Origin of the sequence: Gordonia sp. 852002-50395_SCH5434458, assembly GCF_001665905.1 — a bacterium.
In the GTDB taxonomy this organism is placed as follows: Bacteria; Actinomycetota; Actinomycetes; order Mycobacteriales; family Mycobacteriaceae; genus Gordonia; species Gordonia jacobaea.
Genome location: NZ_LZTC01000099.1, coordinates 1 through 18,869 on the forward strand (window position 1 = coordinate 1; position 18,869 = coordinate 18,869).

Annotated in this window: 19 protein-coding genes, 2 pseudogenes and 1 other annotated feature; of the genes and pseudogenes, 14 read left to right on the forward strand and 7 right to left on the reverse strand. The window is 64.7% G+C overall.

Annotation, left to right across the window (positions count from 1 at the left end; all coding sequences use genetic code 11):
- A partial coding sequence (locus A5785_RS21690; protein ID WP_231895498.1) for an integrase core domain-containing protein occupies positions 1-366 on the forward strand: 366 nt, incomplete at its 5' end.
- 375 nt (positions 367-741) lie between these two features.
- On the opposite strand, the gene A5785_RS21700 is transcribed toward A5785_RS21690, so the two are convergent.
- Positions 742-1,880, reverse strand: a protein-coding gene (locus A5785_RS21700) for an IS3 family transposase (protein ID WP_127962095.1) whose coding sequence is annotated in 2 segments (ribosomal slippage) — positions 742-1,610 and positions 1,610-1,880 — 1,140 coding nt in all. Because the reading frame shifts where the segments join, the coding sequence is not laid out codon by codon here.
- A gap of 100 nt (positions 1,881-1,980) precedes the next feature.
- On the opposite strand from A5785_RS21700, the pseudogene A5785_RS23155 reads away from it, so the two are divergent.
- Positions 1,981-2,663: pseudogene (locus A5785_RS23155) on the forward strand (SDR family NAD(P)-dependent oxidoreductase).
- Positions 2,664-2,757: 94 nt separating this feature from the next.
- Here A5785_RS23155 and paaI read toward each other — a convergent pair.
- The 4 genes from paaI to A5785_RS21735 form a co-directional block, all read right to left on the reverse strand.
- Positions 2,758-3,171, reverse strand: a complete 414-nt coding sequence (gene paaI, locus A5785_RS21720) for a hydroxyphenylacetyl-CoA thioesterase PaaI (protein ID WP_065181040.1) — start codon at positions 3,169-3,171, stop codon at positions 2,758-2,760.
- A complete protein-coding gene (locus A5785_RS21725) occupies positions 3,168-3,482 on the reverse strand; it encodes an EthD family reductase (RefSeq protein WP_065181041.1) in 315 nt (104 codons plus the stop codon). Before A5785_RS21725 ends, paaI begins: the two co-directional genes overlap by 4 nt.
- Entirely contained in the window at positions 3,479-5,527 is a 2,049-nt protein-coding gene (gene paaZ / locus A5785_RS21730; RefSeq protein WP_065181042.1) for a phenylacetic acid degradation bifunctional protein PaaZ, read from the reverse strand. Before paaZ ends, A5785_RS21725 begins: the two co-directional genes overlap by 4 nt.
- 80 nt (positions 5,528-5,607) lie before the next feature.
- Complete coding sequence (locus A5785_RS21735) at positions 5,608-6,219, reverse strand: TetR/AcrR family transcriptional regulator (RefSeq protein WP_065181043.1); 612 nt, start codon at positions 6,217-6,219, stop codon at positions 5,608-5,610.
- Positions 6,220-6,310: 91 nt separating this feature from the next.
- On the opposite strand from A5785_RS21735, the gene A5785_RS21740 reads away from it, so the two are divergent.
- The 10 genes and pseudogenes from A5785_RS21740 (at position 6,311) to A5785_RS21785 (ending at position 14,900) form a co-directional block, all read left to right on the forward strand.
- On the forward strand, positions 6,311-7,039 hold the full coding sequence (locus A5785_RS21740) for an enoyl-CoA hydratase/isomerase family protein (RefSeq protein ID WP_231895499.1): 729 nt from the start codon (positions 6,311-6,313) through the stop codon (positions 7,037-7,039).
- Positions 7,036-7,898 (forward strand): annotated as a pseudogene (locus A5785_RS21745) (3-hydroxyacyl-CoA dehydrogenase family protein). Before A5785_RS21740 ends, A5785_RS21745 begins: the two are co-directional and overlap by 4 nt.
- The gene (locus tag A5785_RS21750; protein WP_065181044.1) at positions 7,895-8,674 is read left to right on the forward strand and encodes an enoyl-CoA hydratase/isomerase family protein; all 780 of its coding nucleotides are present in this window, start codon (positions 7,895-7,897) and stop codon (positions 8,672-8,674) included. Before A5785_RS21745 ends, A5785_RS21750 begins: the two are co-directional and overlap by 4 nt.
- 94 nt (positions 8,675-8,768) lie before the next feature.
- Positions 8,769-9,731: a 1,2-phenylacetyl-CoA epoxidase subunit PaaA gene (paaA, locus tag A5785_RS21755; RefSeq protein ID WP_065181045.1), complete on the forward strand. Its 963-nt coding sequence runs from the start codon at positions 8,769-8,771 to the stop codon at positions 9,729-9,731.
- A complete protein-coding gene (gene paaB / locus A5785_RS21760) occupies positions 9,728-10,021 on the forward strand; it encodes a 1,2-phenylacetyl-CoA epoxidase subunit PaaB (RefSeq protein ID WP_065181046.1) in 294 nt (97 codons plus the stop codon). Before paaA ends, paaB begins: the two co-directional genes overlap by 4 nt.
- 8 nt (positions 10,022-10,029) lie before the next feature.
- Positions 10,030-10,956 (forward strand): 1,2-phenylacetyl-CoA epoxidase subunit PaaC, encoded by a 927-nt coding sequence (paaC, locus tag A5785_RS21765; RefSeq protein ID WP_065181054.1) that lies wholly within the window; start codon positions 10,030-10,032, stop codon positions 10,954-10,956.
- Position 10,957: 1 nt separating this feature from the next.
- Positions 10,958-11,464: a 1,2-phenylacetyl-CoA epoxidase subunit PaaD gene (gene paaD, locus A5785_RS21770; protein WP_065181047.1), complete on the forward strand. Its 507-nt coding sequence runs from the start codon at positions 10,958-10,960 to the stop codon at positions 11,462-11,464.
- Position 11,465: 1 nt separating this feature from the next.
- Positions 11,466-12,581 (forward strand): 1,2-phenylacetyl-CoA epoxidase subunit PaaE, encoded by a 1,116-nt coding sequence (paaE, locus tag A5785_RS21775; protein WP_065181048.1) that lies wholly within the window; start codon positions 11,466-11,468, stop codon positions 12,579-12,581.
- A gap of 41 nt (positions 12,582-12,622) precedes the next feature.
- Complete coding sequence (gene paaK / locus A5785_RS21780) at positions 12,623-13,939, forward strand: phenylacetate--CoA ligase PaaK (protein ID WP_065181049.1); 1,317 nt, start codon at positions 12,623-12,625, stop codon at positions 13,937-13,939.
- 4 nt (positions 13,940-13,943) lie between these two features.
- Positions 13,944-14,900, forward strand: coding sequence for a helix-turn-helix domain-containing protein (locus A5785_RS21785; RefSeq protein WP_065181050.1), 957 nt, complete (start codon positions 13,944-13,946; stop codon positions 14,898-14,900).
- 59 nt (positions 14,901-14,959) lie between these two features.
- On the opposite strand, the gene A5785_RS21790 is transcribed toward A5785_RS21785, so the two are convergent.
- Complete coding sequence (locus A5785_RS21790) at positions 14,960-16,072, reverse strand: NDMA-dependent alcohol dehydrogenase (protein WP_065181051.1); 1,113 nt, start codon at positions 16,070-16,072, stop codon at positions 14,960-14,962.
- A 28-nt stretch (positions 16,073-16,100) separates the two neighbouring features.
- Positions 16,101-17,588 (reverse strand): phenylacetaldehyde dehydrogenase StyD, encoded by a 1,488-nt coding sequence (styD, locus tag A5785_RS21795; RefSeq protein WP_065181052.1) that lies wholly within the window; start codon positions 17,586-17,588, stop codon positions 16,101-16,103.
- 263 nt (positions 17,589-17,851) lie between these two features.
- Here styD and A5785_RS21800 point away from each other — a divergent pair, with 263 nt between their 5' ends.
- Positions 17,852-18,169: a transposase gene (locus tag A5785_RS21800; RefSeq protein WP_035753870.1), complete on the forward strand. Its 318-nt coding sequence runs from the start codon at positions 17,852-17,854 to the stop codon at positions 18,167-18,169.
- Positions 18,130-18,258, forward strand: a sequence feature (AL1L pseudoknot). It overlaps the preceding gene by 40 nt.
- Positions 18,172-18,869 (forward strand): IS3 family transposase (locus A5785_RS21805; protein WP_197500856.1); only part of this gene is annotated, 698 nt, incomplete at its 3' end. It overlaps the preceding feature by 87 nt.

An 18,869-nucleotide genomic window follows, 5' to 3' on the forward strand; every position in this document is an offset into this window, starting at 1 on the left:
CTCCCGCTGAGGCCTTCAACGAGCAGCTATTGTTGCTCCAACAAGCCGGTGTTGCATCGACTGGTTGAGCCCGGTCAATTTCGTTCGAAGAAGATGCAGAAGGCCATCACCCGGCACGGCATGCTCGGGTCGATGGGCAGGGTCGGTGCGTGTGGTGACAACGCGGCGATGGAGAGCTTCTTCTCGCTGCTACAGAACAACGTCCTCGACCGTCGATCCTGGGCCACCAGAGACGAGCTCCGGGCCGCCATCGTGCACTGGATCGAACGGACCTACCACCGCCGCAGACGACAGGACCGCCTCGGCAGATTGACCCCCATTGAATTCGAGACCATCATCAACCACGAGGCCCCTCAGGCCGCGTGACTAACCCTGTCACCTATCCGTGCACCAGGCCCAGAGTCGACAGGTCGAGGTCGGCTTGGCCGGAGTCCCACTACCTTTCGTCGCATACCAGATTCAGTACGTCAGCACCGATACCTCGGGTGTCCGCCAAGCCGCTGTCGCGACGCTACTCAAGCCACTGACCGCGAGCGGATCACCAAAACTTGTGTCCTACCAACCTGCGATCGACAGCCTGTCGTCCAGATGTGATCCGTCGTATCAGCTGCGGAGCGGCACCAGTCTCGAAGTCCCGCAAATCGCAGTCCTGCTCAACCAAGGGTGGACTGTTGTGGTGCCGGACTTCCTCGGCCCCGACCACCAGTGGGGCTGAGGGGGACCCATTCGATGGTCCAGTCGCTATGCGGCTTGGGGTTGGTGGGTCGTGGTCCACTGTAGGGCGAACTCGGCGGGGGTGAGTCCGTGGTGGGCCGAATGGGGTCGGTTGGCGTTGTAGTCGATCCTCCAGTCTTCGATGATGACCCGGGCTTCGCGCAGGGAGTCAAAGCGCCAGGAGTTGAGCAGCTCGTCGCGCAGGCGGCCGTTGAACGATTCGATCCAGGCGTTCTGCCACGGGGAGCCGGGGTCGATGAATAGTGATCCGGTGCCGTTGAATCGGCACCAGTCGTTGACGGCGTGAGCGACGAATTCCGGTCCGTTGTCGAACCGCACGTAGCACGGTGGACCATGTATCAGGGCCAGGCGGTCGAGAACGTCAACCACGCCATCGGCGTTGATGACGCGGTCGACGTGGATCGCCAGGGCTTCGCGGGTGAACTCGTCGATCACGTTGAGCATTTTGATGGTTCGGCCGTCGGCGGTGGTGTCGAATTGGAAGTCCATCGCCCAGATCACGTTCGGCCGGATTGGGCACATCGCCCCAACCGCGGTCCCGATTCCGGTGAGCCGTTTCTTCCTGCGGCGCTGGGGAACTCGCAGCCCCTCCTCGCGCCACAGGCGGCGGATGCGTTTGTTGTTGACCGTGAAGCCCGCTTTGCGCGCGGCGATCGCGGCGCGTCGCCAGCCCCAGCGGGGCCGGTCGGTGGAAAACCCACGTAGCCAGGACCGCAGCTCGGCTTCCTCCGCGGTGATCGGCGCTGGGTGCAGTCGCATCGTGGAGCGGTGGATGCCCACCACAGCACATGCTCGCCGCTCAGATACCCCGAACCGCTCACGCAGCATCGTCACGGCGCTGCGCTTGCGGTTCGGGGTCAGAAGTTTCCCGACGAAACCTCCTTGAGCATGTCGATATCGAGGGCCTGGTTGGCGACCAACTTCTTGAGCCGAGCGTTCTCAGCTTCGAGTTCTTTGAGGCGTTTGACGTCATTGGCCTTCATGCCCCCGTACTGGGCCACCCAGCGATGCCAGGTCGACTCTGTGACCTCCAGATGCCGGCACACCTCAGCCAACTCCTGCCCGGTCCCGAGGAGCTTGTTGCCCTCGGCCAGCTTGCGGATGATCTGATCCGGCGTATGCCGCCGGCGCTTGCTACCTGCCATGTCGTCGTCGATTCTTCCTGCCCAAACACTCGGGCAACAGAGTCGCACAACAACTGGACCACTACGAAGGGCCCACCTCAGGGCCACCGTCCGCGCACTGATGGCCAGGGGCCTCCAGGTCTGCGCGGTCGACCTCGACGAGACCTCGGTGAAAGAACTCGGTGGAGAACTCGGCGATGATTGCCTGCCGGTCGCTGCGGATGTGTCATCGGCCGACGGAGTCGAGGCCTACGTGCACGCCACCCTCGGTCGATTCGGCCACATCGACTACCTCCACAACAACGCGGGTGTCGAGGGCCGCGCAACCAGCATCGACAACAGCGATCCCGCAGAATTCGCCGTGTAATCGCCATCAACGCGGGCAGTGTCCACCTCGGTATGCGCGCCGTGTTGCCGCACCTGTACGCCCAAGGCCATGGTGCCATCGTGAACACCGCCAGCCAGGCCGGCATTCGTGGAGTCCCGTTGTTGTCGGCATACGTCGCCAGCAAACACGCGGTGGTCGGGTTGACGCGGAGCGCAGCCATCGAAGCCGGTCCGCATGGGGTGCGTGTCAACGCAATTGCTCCCGGTCAGATCGCAACGCGAATGATCACGAGCCTGGAGGAACAGTGGGCTCCCGGACACGCCGACGAGGTCCATGCTCAGCTCATCTCGCAGATCCCGTTGGGACGGTATGGAACCCCCGATGAAATGGCCGCACTGACCTCGTGGTTGCTGTCGGATGCGGCGTCGTTCATCAACGGAGCAATTGTGACCGCGGACGGCGGAACGACGGCCTGAACGCGTCGAGAATCTGGAAGGCCGGAGCCATTGAGTGCCCCGGCCTTCCAGACCTGCGGCCTTTGTCGCGGGTCAGATCACCTGCACGGCAACCCTATTGAGGCGCCACAGTGCGGCTGTCGCCCCGGAACTCCGCGACAACCTGGTCACCGCGGTAGACCGTGACGTCGTAAATGCCATTACGGCCGAAGCGTTGCCGCTCAACGGCTTCCGCGCTGAGCACATCTCCCACCCGGGTGGGCCGCAGGAAGCGGATATCGGCTCGTGCCGCCACAGCAGGGTCGTCGTAGCTGTTGCACGCAAGGGCAAAGGCGGTGTCAGCCACGATGAAGACGTAGCCGCCGTGGGTTATCCCGTGGCCGTTGACCATCGTCTCGGTGACGGTCATCGACGTCCGGGCAAAGCCGGGCCGCAACTCGTCGACCGTGATACCGAGCGCCTTCGATGCCGTGTCGGCGTCGAACATCTTTCGGGCGACGGCGCAGCTCTCGGTGTTGGTCGAGGTCATGACAGGACCGATTCCTCATTCTGGACGAACATCGTGACACCGCCGGTGGCGAAGTTCGCGACGTCTGCCGCCGCGGCCTTCATCTCTTCGGAGCGCAACCCGGACTTCATGGACGCCTCGTCAGCGAAATACAGGCTGGCGATGGCGAAATAGGGCGGATCGGAGGCATCCATCGACGACACCTTGCCCCAGGTGTAGTCGGTCAGACCGGGCACCGCTTTGGCGAGGGGAATGTGGACCTTCTCGTAATGCTCATCGAAGTCGGCGGGGTTGGTCGGCTGTCCGTAGCAGACGCATACTCGAATGCTCATAGTCCTTGGTCCTTGTCGGTCTTGGCGACGAGCGTCAGCACGTCATACGTGGCGACGGGCGCGCCGTCTTGGTTGGTGACCACGGCGTCCCACCGAACCTCGCCATAGTCGGCGTTCTGTCGGGGTGTGATCTGCTTCGCCGTCAGCGTGACGGTGAGGCTGTCGTCGGCCTTCACCGGAGTCAGGAACCGCAGCCCGTCGACACCGAAGTTGGCCAGTACCGGACCGGGTGCCGGGTCAACGAAGAGCCCCGCAGCCAGCGACACCACCAGGTAGCCGTGTGCGACGATGCCTCCGAAGAGGGGATTGGCGGCAGCGGCCTCCGGATCGGTGTGCGCGTAGAACGTGTCGCCGGTGAATTCGGCGAAGTGATCGATGTCGTCGAGCGTGACCTGACGGGGTCCACCGACGATCGTGTCGCCGATCACCAACTGCGCGAGGCTCTTTCGGAACGGGTGCGTGTCACCCTCGATCCGGTCGGAGCCGGGCACCCACCGCTTGCCGACAGCAGTCAGGACATTCGGTGTGCCTTGGATGGCCGTGCGCTGCATGTGGTGCAGAACTCCACGGATGCCGCCGAGTTCTTCGCCGCCACCTGCACGGCCCGGACCACCGTGAACCAGGACAGGAAGCGGTGACCCATGGCCGGTGGACTCTCGCGCGTCCTCTTCGTTGAGCACCAGCACACGACCGTGATAGGGCGCGAGCCCGCGAACGACATCGCCGGCGAGCTCTGAATCCTTAGTCACCAACGAGGCCACCAGGCTGCCTTTGCCCCGCGCGACCAGTGCGATCACGTCGGCGGCGTCGGTGTAACCGATCACCGTCGAGACGGGGCCGAAGGCCTCGATGTCGTGGGGTTCGTCCGCAGTCTTGTCGTCGCAGCGCAGCAGGATCGGCGACAGGAAGGCACCCTTGGATGCATCAGCGTCGACGACGTCGACGTGGTCGGGATCACCGAACACGATCTGGGCCGACTTGGTCAGTCCACGAAGGGATTTCAGCACCTCGTCGCGCTGTTCGATACTGGCGACGGCGCCCATTCGCACGTTCTCCGAGGCGGGATTGCCGACGGTGATCCCCGACAATCGCTTCGACGCCGCGGCGATCACGTCGTCGACCAGTGACTCGGGGACAAAGGCGCGGCGAATCGCGGTGCACTTCTGTCCGGCCTTCACGGTCATCTCGGTGACGAGTTGCTTGACGTAGAGGTCGAACTCCGGATCGTCGACGCCGACGTCGGTGCCCAGAATGGAGGCGTTGAGCGAATCTGCCTCTGCGGTGAAGTGCAAGCCGGAGGATACGACGGTGGGATGCGCGCGCAGCGTTGCCGCGGTGTCGGCGGACCCGGTGAACGCCACCGAGTCCTGGCCGTCGAGGTGATCGAGAAGGTCACGCGCACTGCCGCACAACAATTGAACGGAACCCTCGGGCAAGATGCCGCTCTCGACGATTCGACGGAAGACACGTTCGGTGAGGTACGCAGTCTGGCTGGCGGGCTTCACGATCGTCGGCACGCCTGCGATGAACGCCGGTGCGAGCTTCTCGAGAAATCCCCAGACCGGGAAGTTGAAGGCGTTGATCTGGACCGCCACGCCACGTCGGGACGTGTAGATGTGCTGACCCAGGAAAGTGCCCTTCTTTCCGAGCTGTTCGGCGGCGCCGTCGAGAAAGACTGTGTCATTGGGCAATTCGCGACGCGCCTTGCTCGCGTAGCTGAGGATGGTGCCGAAACCGCCGTCGATGTCGACTGCGGAATCCCGCACGGTGGCACCGGTATGGGTGGACAGTTCGTAGAACTCGTCCTTGCCCGCCATCAGCGTGAGGCCGAGTTGCTTGAGCAGAGCAGCACGCTCGTGGAAGGTCAGGGCGGCCAGTGCAGGGCCGCCGGCCTCGCGCGCGTAGCGGACCATGGCACCCAGATCGAGTCCGGCGGACGACACGCGTGCCACCTCGTGGCCGTCGACCGCCGACAGCAACGGGGTGCCGCCGTCGTCCGCCGAGAACCAGCGTCCTTGTGCGTAACTCTGCAGCAGGTTGTTCATAAAGGCCTCCGTCTACCGTCCATTCGGTCGGTAATTACCATCTCCGGAACCGGAGACCATTGTCAAGGGCGTGACGATTTCTAGGTGCGACGAAGGCCGTCGAAGGTCAAGGCGACCACGGCGTCGGCGAGATCGTCGGCGCTGGTTCCCGCCTTCGGGCGGTACCACTCGATAAGTGAGTTCACGGTCCCGAACAGCAGTCGCGCGACCAGCGCTGGGTCGACGTCGGGCTGCAGTTCGCCTTCGTCGGCGGCAGATGCGACGAGGTTGCTGACGAAGGCGTCGAACTCCTTGCGCCGGGCGAGGGCGCGGCGCTCCACCGCGGTGTTTCCGTGTACCCGCAGGAGCAGCGTGACGTACGGGAGCTCCGCGACCAGGATCTCCACACTGCGCCTGACCAGGTATTCCAGCCGGTCGATGTACTTGCCCTCGGTGGCCTGGGCTTCGGTGGTCACGGCGAAGAGCGCGTTGAGCGCGCGGTTGAGTGCCAACTCCAGCAGTTCCTGTTTGCCCGAGACGTGGTGATAGATCGACGACTTGCTGATGCCCAGACGGTCGGCCAGCACATCCATGCTGGTGCCGTCGTATCCCTTGTCGTTGAACACCTTGACGGCAACCGCGAGCAGCGAGTCGAGGTCGTAGCCGGGCCGTCCAGGACGTCCGGTCTTGCGAATGACGGGTGTCGATGCCATGCAATCCATCTTTGCAGCAGTCTCCGCAGAATCGGCAAGAGAACAAAGTCCACACTTGCAACCGACTATTCGGTCGGTTATTAATGTAGGTGTGACCGCAGACACGATCCAGCTCGACGACGCAGGCGACCGCTACGTCCTGACGCTCGATCGACCCGCTCAACGCAACGCCATCAACGCGGCGATGATCGGTCAATTGCACGAGGCATGCGCGCGTGTTGAGGCCGCGCCGAAGCCGGTGCTGCTGACCGGCCGCGGTGATCACTTCGCAGGTGGTGCCGACATCGCCGAACTCCGCGAGCGTGGCCGAGCCGAGGCGCTCGCGGGCATCAATCGCACCCTGTTCGATCGCGTCGCCAGACTTCCTGTACCCACCGTGGGGGCGATCAGTGGATTCGCGCTCGGCGGCGGCGCCGAACTCGCCTACGCATGCGACATCCGCATCGCCGCACCCACGGCCCGTTTCGGCAACCCCGAGCCAGGTCTCGGTATCTTGGCCGCGGCCGGCGGCACTTATCGGCTCCCAGAGTTGGTGGGCGCGTCGGTGGCCAAGCAAATCCTCCTGGCCGGACGAATCCTGGACGCCGACGCCGCACTCAGATGCGGCCTGGTGATGTCGATCGCCGACGACCCACTCGCCGAGGCGCACACCGTGATCGACCGGATCGCCAAGCAGTCCGCCCTGGCGCTACGACTGATGAAAACCATCGTCGACGCCCCGGGAAGCCAACCCTGGGTCGACGACATCGCACAGGCCGTGCTGTTCGAGACCGACGACAAACGAGACCGCATGACAGCCTTTTTGGAGAGGAAACGATGAGCACCACCCCCACAACCGTGTCGGTGATCGGCGGCGGACGCATGGGCGCAGGGATCGCCCAGGTCTTCGCCACCGCGGGTTCAGCGGTGACCGTAGCGGAGAGTCATGATCCCGACGCTGCCCGCACACGGGTCGTCGACGGCCTTGCGCGGGCGCATGAGCGCGGCAAGCTCGGCGACGCCGATCCGGACGAGATCGCCGCACGTGTGTCGGTCGTCGGGTCGGTCGACGCCATCCCGTCGGACTCCGGTCTGGTCATCGAAGCCGTGCCGGAGAAGCCGGAACTCAAGGTCGCTGTGCTCACCGCCGCCAGAAGATCGTCGCCGACACCACGGTCATCGCCTCCAACACCAGTTCGCTCTCGATCGCGGGGCTCGGCGAGGCACTGGGCAATCCGGGTCGATTCCTGGGAATGCACTTCTTCAATCCGGTTCCGGCGTCGTCGTTGGTCGAGATCGTGCGATCGACACAAACCGATACCGCGACCGTCGACGCCGTGGCGTCCTGGGTGGAACTCCTCGGCAAGACGGCGGTGATCGTCAACGACGCACCGGGATTCGCCACCAGCCGCCTCGGCGTGTGCCTGGGCCTGGAGGCCATCCGGATGGTCGAGGAGGGCGTAGCCTCGCCCGCCGACATCGACCGCGCCATGGAACTCGGATATCGCCACCCGATGGGACCGCTCCGATCAACCGACCTGGTGGGTCTCGACGTGCGGCTGGCGATCGCGGAGCATCTGGCGAACGAACTCGGCGAGCGCTTCACCCCACCACAACTCCTGCGCGACAAGGTCTCCCGAGGAGAACTGGGCCGCAAGACCAGACACGGATTCTATGACTGGACAGAAGGTGCCTCATGACCGTCACCACCACCGTCGACGACGGCCTCGCGACCATCACTCTTGCGCGGGCGAAGGCGCACAACGCACTCGACGTCACCACCAAGGTGGACTTCCTGAACGCGGTGACCGCGGTCGCCGAGAACCCCGCCGTGCGCGCCGTCCTCATCCTCGCCGAGGGCAAGAACTTCTGCGTGGGGCAAGACCTCGGTGAGCACGTCGCAGCCCTCGACGCCGATCCGTCCACCGCGATGTCCACCGTCGACGAGCACTACAACCCGCTGATCCGCGCGCTGTCTTCGGTGCGCGTGCCCGTGGTGACCGGAATTCGCGGTGCCTGCGTGGGCGCGGGCTTCGGGATCGCACTCGCGGCCGACATCCGCGTGGTGGGGGAGCGGACCTCCTTCGGCACCGCTTTCACCGGCATCGGGCTCGCCGCCGACTCCGGACTCAGTCACACGCTCGTGGCCGCGGTGGGTCCGAGCCGCGCCACCGCGCTTCTCCTGCTCGGTGACAAGATCGACGCGCAGCAGGCCGCCGCGTGGGGACTGGCGCATCGAGTCGTCGCCGACGACGAGGTCGACTCGACCGCCCGGGATATCGCCCGCCGACTGGCACAGGGCCCGACCCTCGCCTACGAGCAGGTGAAGGCGCTGGTCGCAGCGTCGTCGGCCGGTCTCCGCGACGCTCTCGACCGGGAGTCCGCCGCGCAGCTCGCGCTGGGCGCCACCGTCGACCACAAGGCTGCCGTCGCGGCCTTCCTGGCCAAGCAAGCGCCGACCTTCACCGGTCACTGATCTCAGACAGCAGATCCTCCCGAATACTTGTGTTCCGGATCACTCTGCGCGATACTAATAACCGACCGATCATTCGGTATCGAAAGTAGGAACGATGACTACGTCAAGTGCCACAAGCGCTGATGCACCCGACGACCTCCAGGACCTGTTCGACGCAACCATCGCCCATGAGCAACGGGTTGAGCCCCGCGACTGGATGCCCGAGGGGTACCGCAAGACCCTGATCCGTCAGATCGCTCAGCACGCGCACTCGGAGATCATCGGTATGCAGCCGGAAGGGAACTGGCTCACCCGCGCGCCGTCGTTGCGTCGCAAGGCCATCTTGATGGCCAAGGTTCAGGACGAAGCCGGCCACGGCCTCTACCTGTACTCGGCGGCCGAAACCCTGGGCGCCGACCGCACAGACCTCACCGAGAAGCTGATCTCCGGACGGCAGAAGTACTCGTCGATCTTCAACTACCCCACACCCACCTACGCAGACGTGGGCACCATCGGCTGGCTCGTCGACGGCGCGGCCATCTGCAATCAGGTGCCCCTGTGCCGCAGCTCTTTTGGACCCTACGGCCGCGCCATGATCCGGGTGTGCAAGGAGGAGTCGTTTCATCAACGCCAGGGCTACGAGCTGCTGACCACCATGATGCGCGGCACCGACGAGCAGCGGGCCATGGTCCAGGAGTCGGTCAATCGGTTCTGGTGGCCCGCCCTGATGATGTTCGGACCGCCCGACGACAATTCGCCCAACACCGAGCAGTCGATGGCTTGGGGCATCAAGCGCAACACCAACGACGACCTGCGTCAGAAGTTCGTGGACATGAGCATTCCGCAGGCGGAGGCATTGGGCGTCACCTTCCCGGACCCGGATCTGAAGTGGAACGAGGAGCGCGGCCACTACGACTTCGGTGAGCCGGACTGGAGCGAGTTCATGGAGGTCGTGAAAGGCAACGGCGCCATGAACTTCGAACGCATCGCGCGGCGTCGTGCCGCACATGAGGACGGGGCGTGGGTGCGTGAGGCAGCCACCGCATTCGCCGCCCGTGAACAGGAGAAGAACGCATGAGTGAGATCAAGGCAGAGTGGCCGTTGTACGAGGTGTTCGTCCGCGGCAAGCGCGGCCTGAACCACGTTCACGTGGGGTCGCTGCGTGCTGCCGACGACGAGATGGCGTTGCGTCACGCCCGCGACGTCTACACCCGACGCAACGAGGGTGTCAGCATCTGGGCCGTCCGTTCCGATGACATCGTGGCCACCAGCCCGTCGGAGAAGGACCCGTTTTTCGCACCCAGCGGCGACAAGGTGTACCGCCATCCCACCTTCTACGACATTCCCGACAACGTCCCGCACATGTGAGTGAGACCATGACCGACACAGCCGAACAGGACAACGCCTACCACGGCCTTGCCGACGAAGAGACCCACGGGCAGTGGGCCTTTGGCACCAGCTTCGACGATCCGCTGGCGGGCGTCGACACCACAGTGCCCGCCGACGTCGACCCGACAGCCCTGGGAATCTACTGCATGATGCTGGGCGACGATGCCCTCATCAGCGCACAGCGTCTGGCCGAATGGAACACGCGCGCACCGGAACTCGAAGAAGAAGTCGCTCTGGCCAACACCGGCCTGGACCTCCTCGGTCAGGCGCGGTTGCTGCTGGCCCGTGCCGCCGCGGCGGACCCGACGCTCACCCCGCCGATCTCCGACACCTCTCCGGTTCCGGCCGAGGACGCATTGGCGTTCTTTCGCGATGAGACACATTTCCGCAGTGTGCATCTCACAGAACTGGACAACGGTGACTTCGCGACAACCGTTGCGCGCCTGCTCATCTTCTCCACCTGGCGCCTCGCAGTGTTCGACCGGTTGCGGTCCTCCCGCGATCCGGTGCTTGCCGCCGTCGCCGACAAGGGCGTGAAGGAGCTCACCTATCACCGCGATTACGCGGCCCGCTGGGTGGTGACCCTGGGCTGCGGTACCGCGGAGTCCCGTCGTCGGCTCATCGCTGGCTTGCGGCAGGTATGGCCCTACGTCGACGAATTGTTCATCGCCGATCCCGTCGAACTCGAGATGGCCGCGGCTGGTGTCGGCGTGAATCCGGCGGACGTGCGCGACGAATTCGATCACGTGCTCGAGCAGGTCCTGCGAGCCGCAGAAGTACAGGTGCCGGAGGGTCCACATGTCGGGCGCGTGGGTGGTCGTGCGGGACGTGCCGGCCTCCACACCGAATACATGGGCTACATACTCGCCGAGATGCAGAGCGTGGCTCGCGCTCATCCGGAAGGGGTCTGGTGAGATGCGTTTTGCCACAGCTGTTTCCGCGCTCGACATCGTGTCCGAGGTTCTTGACCCCGAGATGCCGATGGTGACCTTGGACGACCTCGGGATCATCCGAGAGGTCACGCAGCACGATGATGCGGTCACCGTCACCATCACCCCGACCTACTCCGGATGCCCCGCGATGGCCACCATTCGCGACGACATCACCGCCGCGCTGGCGCGCAACGGATTCGACGACGTCGAGATCCGTACCAGCCTGCAGCCTGCCTGGAGTACCGACTGGATCACCGATGCTGGTCGTCGAAAATTGGTCGAGGCCGGCTACTCGCCGCCCGGACCGGCACCGCGCCGGACGTCGGGTCCGATTCCGCTCACCCTGACCATCCGCCCTCGCGCTGTCATCTGCCCTCAATGCCGTTCGGAGAACACCCAACTCGTTTCGGAGTTCGGCGCCACGCTCTGCAAGGCGCACTATCGGTGCACCGCCTGCGGCGAACCCTTCGATCACGTGAAGGAGATCTGACGTGACCAGCAGCCCCACCGCCGAAGTCACCACCGCGGTGCCGATCACCCCCAACGCGCGCAATCGCGGATTCCACACGCTCACCGTCTCCGAGGTCGAATCCCTCTGCGACGACGCGGTTGCCGTGCGATTCGATGTGCCGGATCACCTGTCGTCCGAGTTCGACTTCCGGCCCGGGCAGTCGCTCACGTTGCGGCGGACCGTCGACGGCTACGAGCATCGTCGTAGCTATTCGATCTGCGCCCCGGCCGGATCGGCGCCACGTGTCGGTGTGCGCGAGGTGTCGGGCGGACTCTTCTCCAGCTGGCTGGTGCACGACGTGCGGCCAGGGGATCGGATCGAGGTACAGTCGCCCACCGGCACATTCCACGCCGACCCGTCCGCTGGCGGCCGTCACCTGTGCATCGCGGCCGGGTCGGGTATCACCCCGATGCTGTCGATCGCGTCATCGATGCTGGAGAACCCCGACGCCGAGGTGACCCTGATCTACGCCAATCGCCGCACGCGTTCGGTGATGTTCGCCGACGAACTGGCCGATCTCAAGGACACCTACGGCGCACGTCTGGACGTGATCCACGTGCTGTCGCGGGAACCACGCGAAGTGGAATTGTTCAGTGGCCGTTTGGATCACAACCGACTCTCGGAGATCCTGGAAACGGTGGTGCCCACCGCCGACATCGATCACTTCTGGCTCTGCGGTCCACTCGGCATGGTGGAGGACGCCAAAGCGGTTCTGACATCGCGGGGCGTTGCGTCCGAGCGCATCCACTTCGAGCTGTTCTACGTGGAGGCCGCGCCGCCACAGATCGAGACGCATCCGGAGCCGGGAGCGACCGGACCAACCAGCGAAGTGACCATCATCCTCGACGGGCGGTCGGTGACCGGCACGCTGCCGCGCGCCGAAACGATCCTCGACGCCGGAGAGAAGATTCGCTCCGACCTTCCTTTCGCCTGCAAGGGCGGTGTCTGCGGCACCTGCCGCGCCAAACTCACCTGCGGCACCGCCGACATGCAGCGCAACTACGCCCTCGAGGACTCCGAGGTGGAGGCCGGGTTCGTCTTGACCTGCCAGACCTTCCCGACCAGCGAGTCCGTCGTCGTCGACTTCGACGTCTGATCCACCGACATCCCACCCGAGCCGAATACCGGAGCACCACCATGACAAGCACTCTGTCCAGCCCGACCGGCGACCCTCGCGTCGGAGACATCGAGTTCGCCTCGCGCGATCAGATCTCCGAGTTGCAGTTGAGTCGGCTCAAATGGTCGTTGCAGCATGCCTACGACAACGTCGATCACTACCGGAAAGCCTTCGACGAGAGGGGGGTTCACCCGCAGGATCTCAACGATCTCGGCGATCTGTCCCAGTTCCCGTTCACGGCCAAAGCGGATCTGCGGGAGAACTACCCGTTCGGAATGTTCGCGGTACCGCAGGACAAAGTGTCGCGCATCCATGCGTCGTCGGGGACCACCGGTCGTCCCACGGTGGTGGGCTATACCGAGAACGATCTGAACAACTGGGCCGATCTGGTCGCACGAAGCTTGCGAGCCGGTGGAGTCCGTCCCGGCGACAAGGTGCACGTCGCCTACGGCTACGGCCTGTTCACCGGAGGTCTGGGCGCGCACTACGGCGCAGAACGACTGGGCTGCACGGTGATTCCGATGTCGGGTGGCATGACCGAACGCCAGCTCCAGTTGATAGAGGATTTCAAACCCGACGCCATCATGGTCACCCCGTCCTACATGTTGACCATGGTGGACGCGATGATCACCAAGGGCATCGACCCCGCGTCGACCTCGCTGCGTACCGGCATCTTCGGCGCCGAGCCTTGGAGCGAGCAGATGCGCCGAGAAATCGAGCAGCAGCTGAACATGGACGCCGTCGACATCTACGGCCTCTCCGAGGTCATGGGTCCGGGTGTGGCCCAAGAATGTGTGGAAACCAAAGACGGACTGCACATCTGGGAGGACCACTTCTACCCGGAGGTCATCGACCCGATGACCGGTGAGGTCTTGCCCGACGGCGAGGAAGGTGAACTCGTCTTCACCTCACTCACCAAGGAAGCCATGCCGATCATCCGTTACCGCACCCGCGACCTCACCCGTCTGCTCCCTGGCAGCGCCCGAAGCATGCGGCGCATCCAGAAGGTCACCGGACGCACCGATGACATGATCATTCTGCGCGGGGTCAATCTGTTCCCCACCCAGATCGAGGAGCTCATCCTCTCGATCCCCACGCTCGCACCGCAATTCCAGTGTGTGCTGGAACGTCCGGGACGCATGGACAAGATGACGGTGCACGTCGAATACCGCCCCGAGATCTCCCGCGAGCACGATCAGGTGGCCGCCGGTTCGCTGAAGAAGCTCATCAAGGACCGCATCGGCGTTACGGTCGATGTGGAGATCGCCGAACCCGGCACCCTCACCCGGTCCACCGGCAAGGCACGACGATTGGTGGACAACCGACCCAAGGACTGACGCGATGGGCAGTGGCACAGACATCGTCGACGACGAGGTCGTCTCTGGCGCAGACGAACTCGGATTCGAGGAGTGGCGTGAGGCCATCTCGAAAGCCTTCGTGCCCCTCGACGCGAGACCGCTGAGTGGGCGTGGAAACGGCTTCTCCGGTGGACTGCACACTCGGACACTCGGCGACCTGCACCTCTCCGAGGTGGAAGGGCAGCATCTGCGTGTCGCGCGGACGTCGGCCACCATACGAGTGGCGGATCCCGGCGTCATCAAGGTGGCATTGCAGCTGAGCGGATCGTCGACGGTCACGCAGCGGGGACGCGAGGTGGCCTTGGGCGCCGGGGACATCGTCGTCTATGACACCAGCGAACCCTACGATCTACGCTTCGCCGAGTCATTCGATCTGCTCGTGGCCGTGATGCCACGGTCCGCACTCCGGATCACCGAGACGGAGGTGCGGGAAGGGACCGCTCGACGCATCGGGTCGTCGTCGGGCGTCGGCGCACTGCTTTGTCCGGTCCTCCACTCGCTGCATGCGGAGGCGACCGGTGCCGCCGAGGTGTCCACCTCGCTGGTCAGTGACGCCGTCGCAGATCTGGTGAGTGCCGCACTCCGCGGTGCCGCACCCGACGGCATCGTCGGCACGGGGGAGACCGTGCTGATTTCCGCGCGCACGTACATCGATGCGCACCTGGCCGATGTCGACCTGTCGCCGGCATCGGTGGCCGCGTATCACCATGTGTCCCTGAGATATCTGCAGAAGCTGTTCGCCGGCGACGGCCACACGGTGTCGGGGTACATCCGGGCACGACGCCTCGAGCGATCACGTCAGGATCTGCGGGATCCGGCGCAGCTGCATCGAAGTATCGGATCTATCTGTGCGGCACACGGATTGGTGGACGCCGCGCACTTCTCACGTCTCTTCAAGTCGACGTACGGTGTCAGCCCGCGCGAGTATCGGGAGCAGTAGAAACGCCGCGAGGTGGTATCCGGAGTACGGATACCACCTCGCGGTGTTTGCGTCGGGTGTCAGTACATGATGACGCCGCGCACGTTCTCTGCGTTGCGCATCGCCTCATACCCGTCGTTGACCTGGTCCAGCGAGTAGGTCCGGGTGATCATCTCGTCCAGCTTGAGATGCCCTTCCATGTACAGCCGGAGCAGGTGCGGGATGTCGAAGCGGATGTTGGCATTTCCGAACCATGCACCCTTGAGTGTCTTGCGCATCGCCGTCAGGTCGAACAGGCTCAGCGACACATCTGTCGATGTGATGTCACCGACCGAAACCTGTACGCAGACACCGCCCTTGGCGACCAGGCTCATCGCGGGTGCGATGAGCTTACCGTCGGCCACGTCCACGGTGATCAGAACTTTGTCGGCCAACTGGCCCCAGGTGATGTCCTGGAGCAACTCGAGGGCCTCGTCGATGGTCGCCACCGCGTGCGTGGCGCCGAAGACCTTGGCCTGGTCCCGTTTGAACGGGGAGGGGTCCACCAGCACGACGTGGCGGGCGCCCGCGAGAGCCGCGCCCTGCACCGCACCGCAGCCCACGCCACCCATGCCGAGCACCACCACGGTCTCACCGGCCGACACCTCGGCCGCGTAGACCGACGAGCCCCAGCCGGTCGTCACACCGCAGCCCACAAGCGCGGCCTTGTCCAATGGGATGTCCTTGGTCAGTTTGACGCAGGATGCCTCGTTGACCACGGTGACGGGAGCAAAGGTGCCCAGCAAACACATCAGGCCGGCGTCTTTGCCGTTGATGTGGTGGCGGGACGTGCCGTCGGAGATCTGCACTCCGGCAAGCAGATTGGCGCCCAGGTCGCAGATGCTCGATTTTCCGGTCGCACACGACGGACAGCGGCCACACGCCGGGATGAAGCCGAGAGCCACGTGATCACCCACCTCGACGGTGGTGACGCCGGGTCCGATCTCGGTGACCACACCAGCACCCTCATGGCCGCCGATGTACGGGTACAGGCCAACCGGAACGCTGCCATCGCGAACATGCTCGTCGGAATGACACATCCCCGACGCGGCGAGTTCTACCTTCACCTCACCGTATTTCGGCGCATCGAGTTCCAATTCCTCGATCTGCCATGGCTGTCCGGGTTCCCAGAGAACCGCTGCTTGAGTCTTCATGAAGTTCTGTCCTCTCTGGTGGCTGTCGTCACAAGACGACGGTCACAACCTTCTCTTCAGTATTGGCTTCGATTCCGGCCCAACCGAGCTCACGCCCGACGCCGCTGGTCTTCATGCCGCCCCAGGGCAGTGCGGGATCGATGGCCGCCCAGCCGTTGACCCACACAGCTCCCGCGCGCACCTTGCCCGCCAGGGTGTGGCCGTAGGAGATGTCACGGGTCCAGATGCTGGCGGCCAGGCCGTACTGGCTGTCGTTGGCGATGGCGATGGCTTCCTCGACGTCGTCGAACGGTATGACGGTGCCGACAGGGCCGAAGATCTCCTCGCGGGCGATGGTCATGTCGTTGGTGGCGTCGGCAAAGATGGTGGGCTGCACGAAGAATCCGCTGCCCTCAGGTGCGCCACCGCCGGCCACCACGCGCGCACCTTCTCGCTTACCGGCCTCGATGTAGCCGAGTACGGTGTCGCGCTGCGTCGCGTTGACCAGTGCGCCCATGGTGGTGGTCTCCGCGAGTGGGTCGCCGAGTACCTGCGCCGTCGCCGCCGCAGCGAGTCCGTCGACTACCTGGTCGTACAGCGAACGGTGAACCAGCACACGGGTTCCCGCAGCACACACCTCGCCTTGGTTGAAGAACAGACCCATGGCTGTACCGTTGATCGCGGCGTCGACGTCGGCGTCAGCCAGGATGATCTGGGGCGACTTGCCACCCAGTTCCAGGGTCACACGCTTGAAGGTCTCGGCGGCGATCGCGCCGATGATCTTCCCGACGCGTGGGCTTCCGGTGAAGCTGATCTTGTCCACGTCGGGATGGCGCACCAGAGCGTCACCGGTGATGTGGCCCAGTCCCGGAACGACGTTCACGACTCCGTCGGGGAGTCCCGCTTCCTGCAGCAACCGTGCCAGGTGCAGGATTGACAGGGGAGCGTCCTCGGGCGGTTTGACCACCACCGTGTTGCCGGCCGCCAGTGCAGGCGCGAGTTTCCAAGCGGCGATCATCAGCGGGGTGTTCCACGGGATGATCGCGCCGATCACACCGACCGGCTCCCGAACCGTGTACGAGAGTGTCGGCTGCCCGAAATAGCCCGCGGTAGGAATCGTCTGGCCCGTGATCTTGTCGGCCCACCCGGCGAAGTGCCGGAACGTGGCGGCGGCGTTGGGGACGTCGAGCATCCCTGGCTGTCCCACCGGCTTGCCGACGTCGAGGGCTTCGAGTCGGGCGAGAATCTCGGCGTCGCGCTCGATCAGCTCGGCCACGCGGCTCAGGATCTGTCCGCACACCACACCGGGTGTGGCACCCCACTCGCCGTCGAGTTGAGCTCGCGCCGCGCCCACCGCATCGTCGACGTCGGTTGCCGACGCCGACGCCACCCGCGCCAGAACCCGTCCCGACGCCGGATGCAGATCGTCGAACGTCGCCCCTTCTGCAGCGGCGCGCCACTGCCCACCCACGTAGAGATCCACCGCGGTATCCGCAGGTAGCAGGTCTGCCACCTCGGTGTTGTCCACAACTGTCATGGTGCTGCTCCCATCGCTCTGACCAGGCCGTCACTGGTGGCCGTGGCCGTCGGGCGTGTCTGCCCGCTCGTTTCAGAGTCGCGAAAGGTGACGCAGATTACTTGCACGTATACGCATGGATTGTTGTCGATACACGCAGCCTGCGGGGTTTTGTCAATGCCCTCACACCGTGGAGTGATCTGGGGTGACTCGGCGGGCGGTCACCTGGCGGTGAAACGCCCCGGGTTTGTCGGAGGCTCTCGAATCTGTGAAGGATGGAGAGCATGGCAGCACCACGGAAGTACAGCGTTGAGCTGAAGGAGCGGGCGACGCGGATGGCGGTGGAGGCCCGCAAGGACCCAGCCACGCGACCAGGGGCGCTCAAACGGATCGGCGATCAACTCGGTGTGCACCCGGAGGCGCTTCGCACCTGGGTCAAGCAGGCCGAGATCGATGGCGGGGACCGCCCGGGGACCACGACCAGCGAGGCTGAGCGGATCGCGCAGCTGGAACGGGAGAACCGGGAGTTGCGGCGGGCGAACACCATCTTGAAGCAGGCATCAGCTTTCTTTGCGGCGGAGATCGACCGCCCACAGCGTTGATCGTGGAGTTCGTCGCCGCTTTCCGCGACGAACACGGAGTCGATCCGATCTGCGCGGCCCTGAGAGATACGGCCGCCCAGATCGCTCCGTCCACAGTCCGAGCCCATCTGAGCTCTCGACGAGTCGAGGCGCCACGGGTGGTCCGTGACCGCGAGATCCTCGGTGAGATCCGCACCGTGCATGCCGACAATCTCGACGTCTACGGTGCCCGCAAAGTCCACGCCGAACTACGCAGAAAGGGTATCGGCGTGGCCCGGTGCACCGTCGAGCGGTTGATGAAAGCTGATGGGCTGCAGGGGATAACGAGATCCAAGACGCGGAAGACCACGCACAGCGAGGGGGCCGAAACTCCGCAGCCGGCCGATCGTGTCGAACGGCAGTTCACCGCGGCGGCGCCCAACGCGCTGTGGGTGGCGGACCTGACCTACATCCGCACACACTCGGGGTGGGTGTATGCCGCGTTCATCGTTGACGTCTTCTCAAGGATGGTCGTGGGCTGGCAGGTGGCGACCACCATGCACACCAACCTTGCCCTTGATGCCTTGGATATGGGGTTGTGGGCGCGGTCGCGTGCCGGCCAGGGCGTGGTCGGGCTGATTCACCACTCCGACCGCGGAGTGCAGGGTGAATTCAACTGGTCGTCGCAACACCTCTATCAGGAGGTGTTCGATGGTTCGTCGTCAGCAGGCCGCGGACAGGG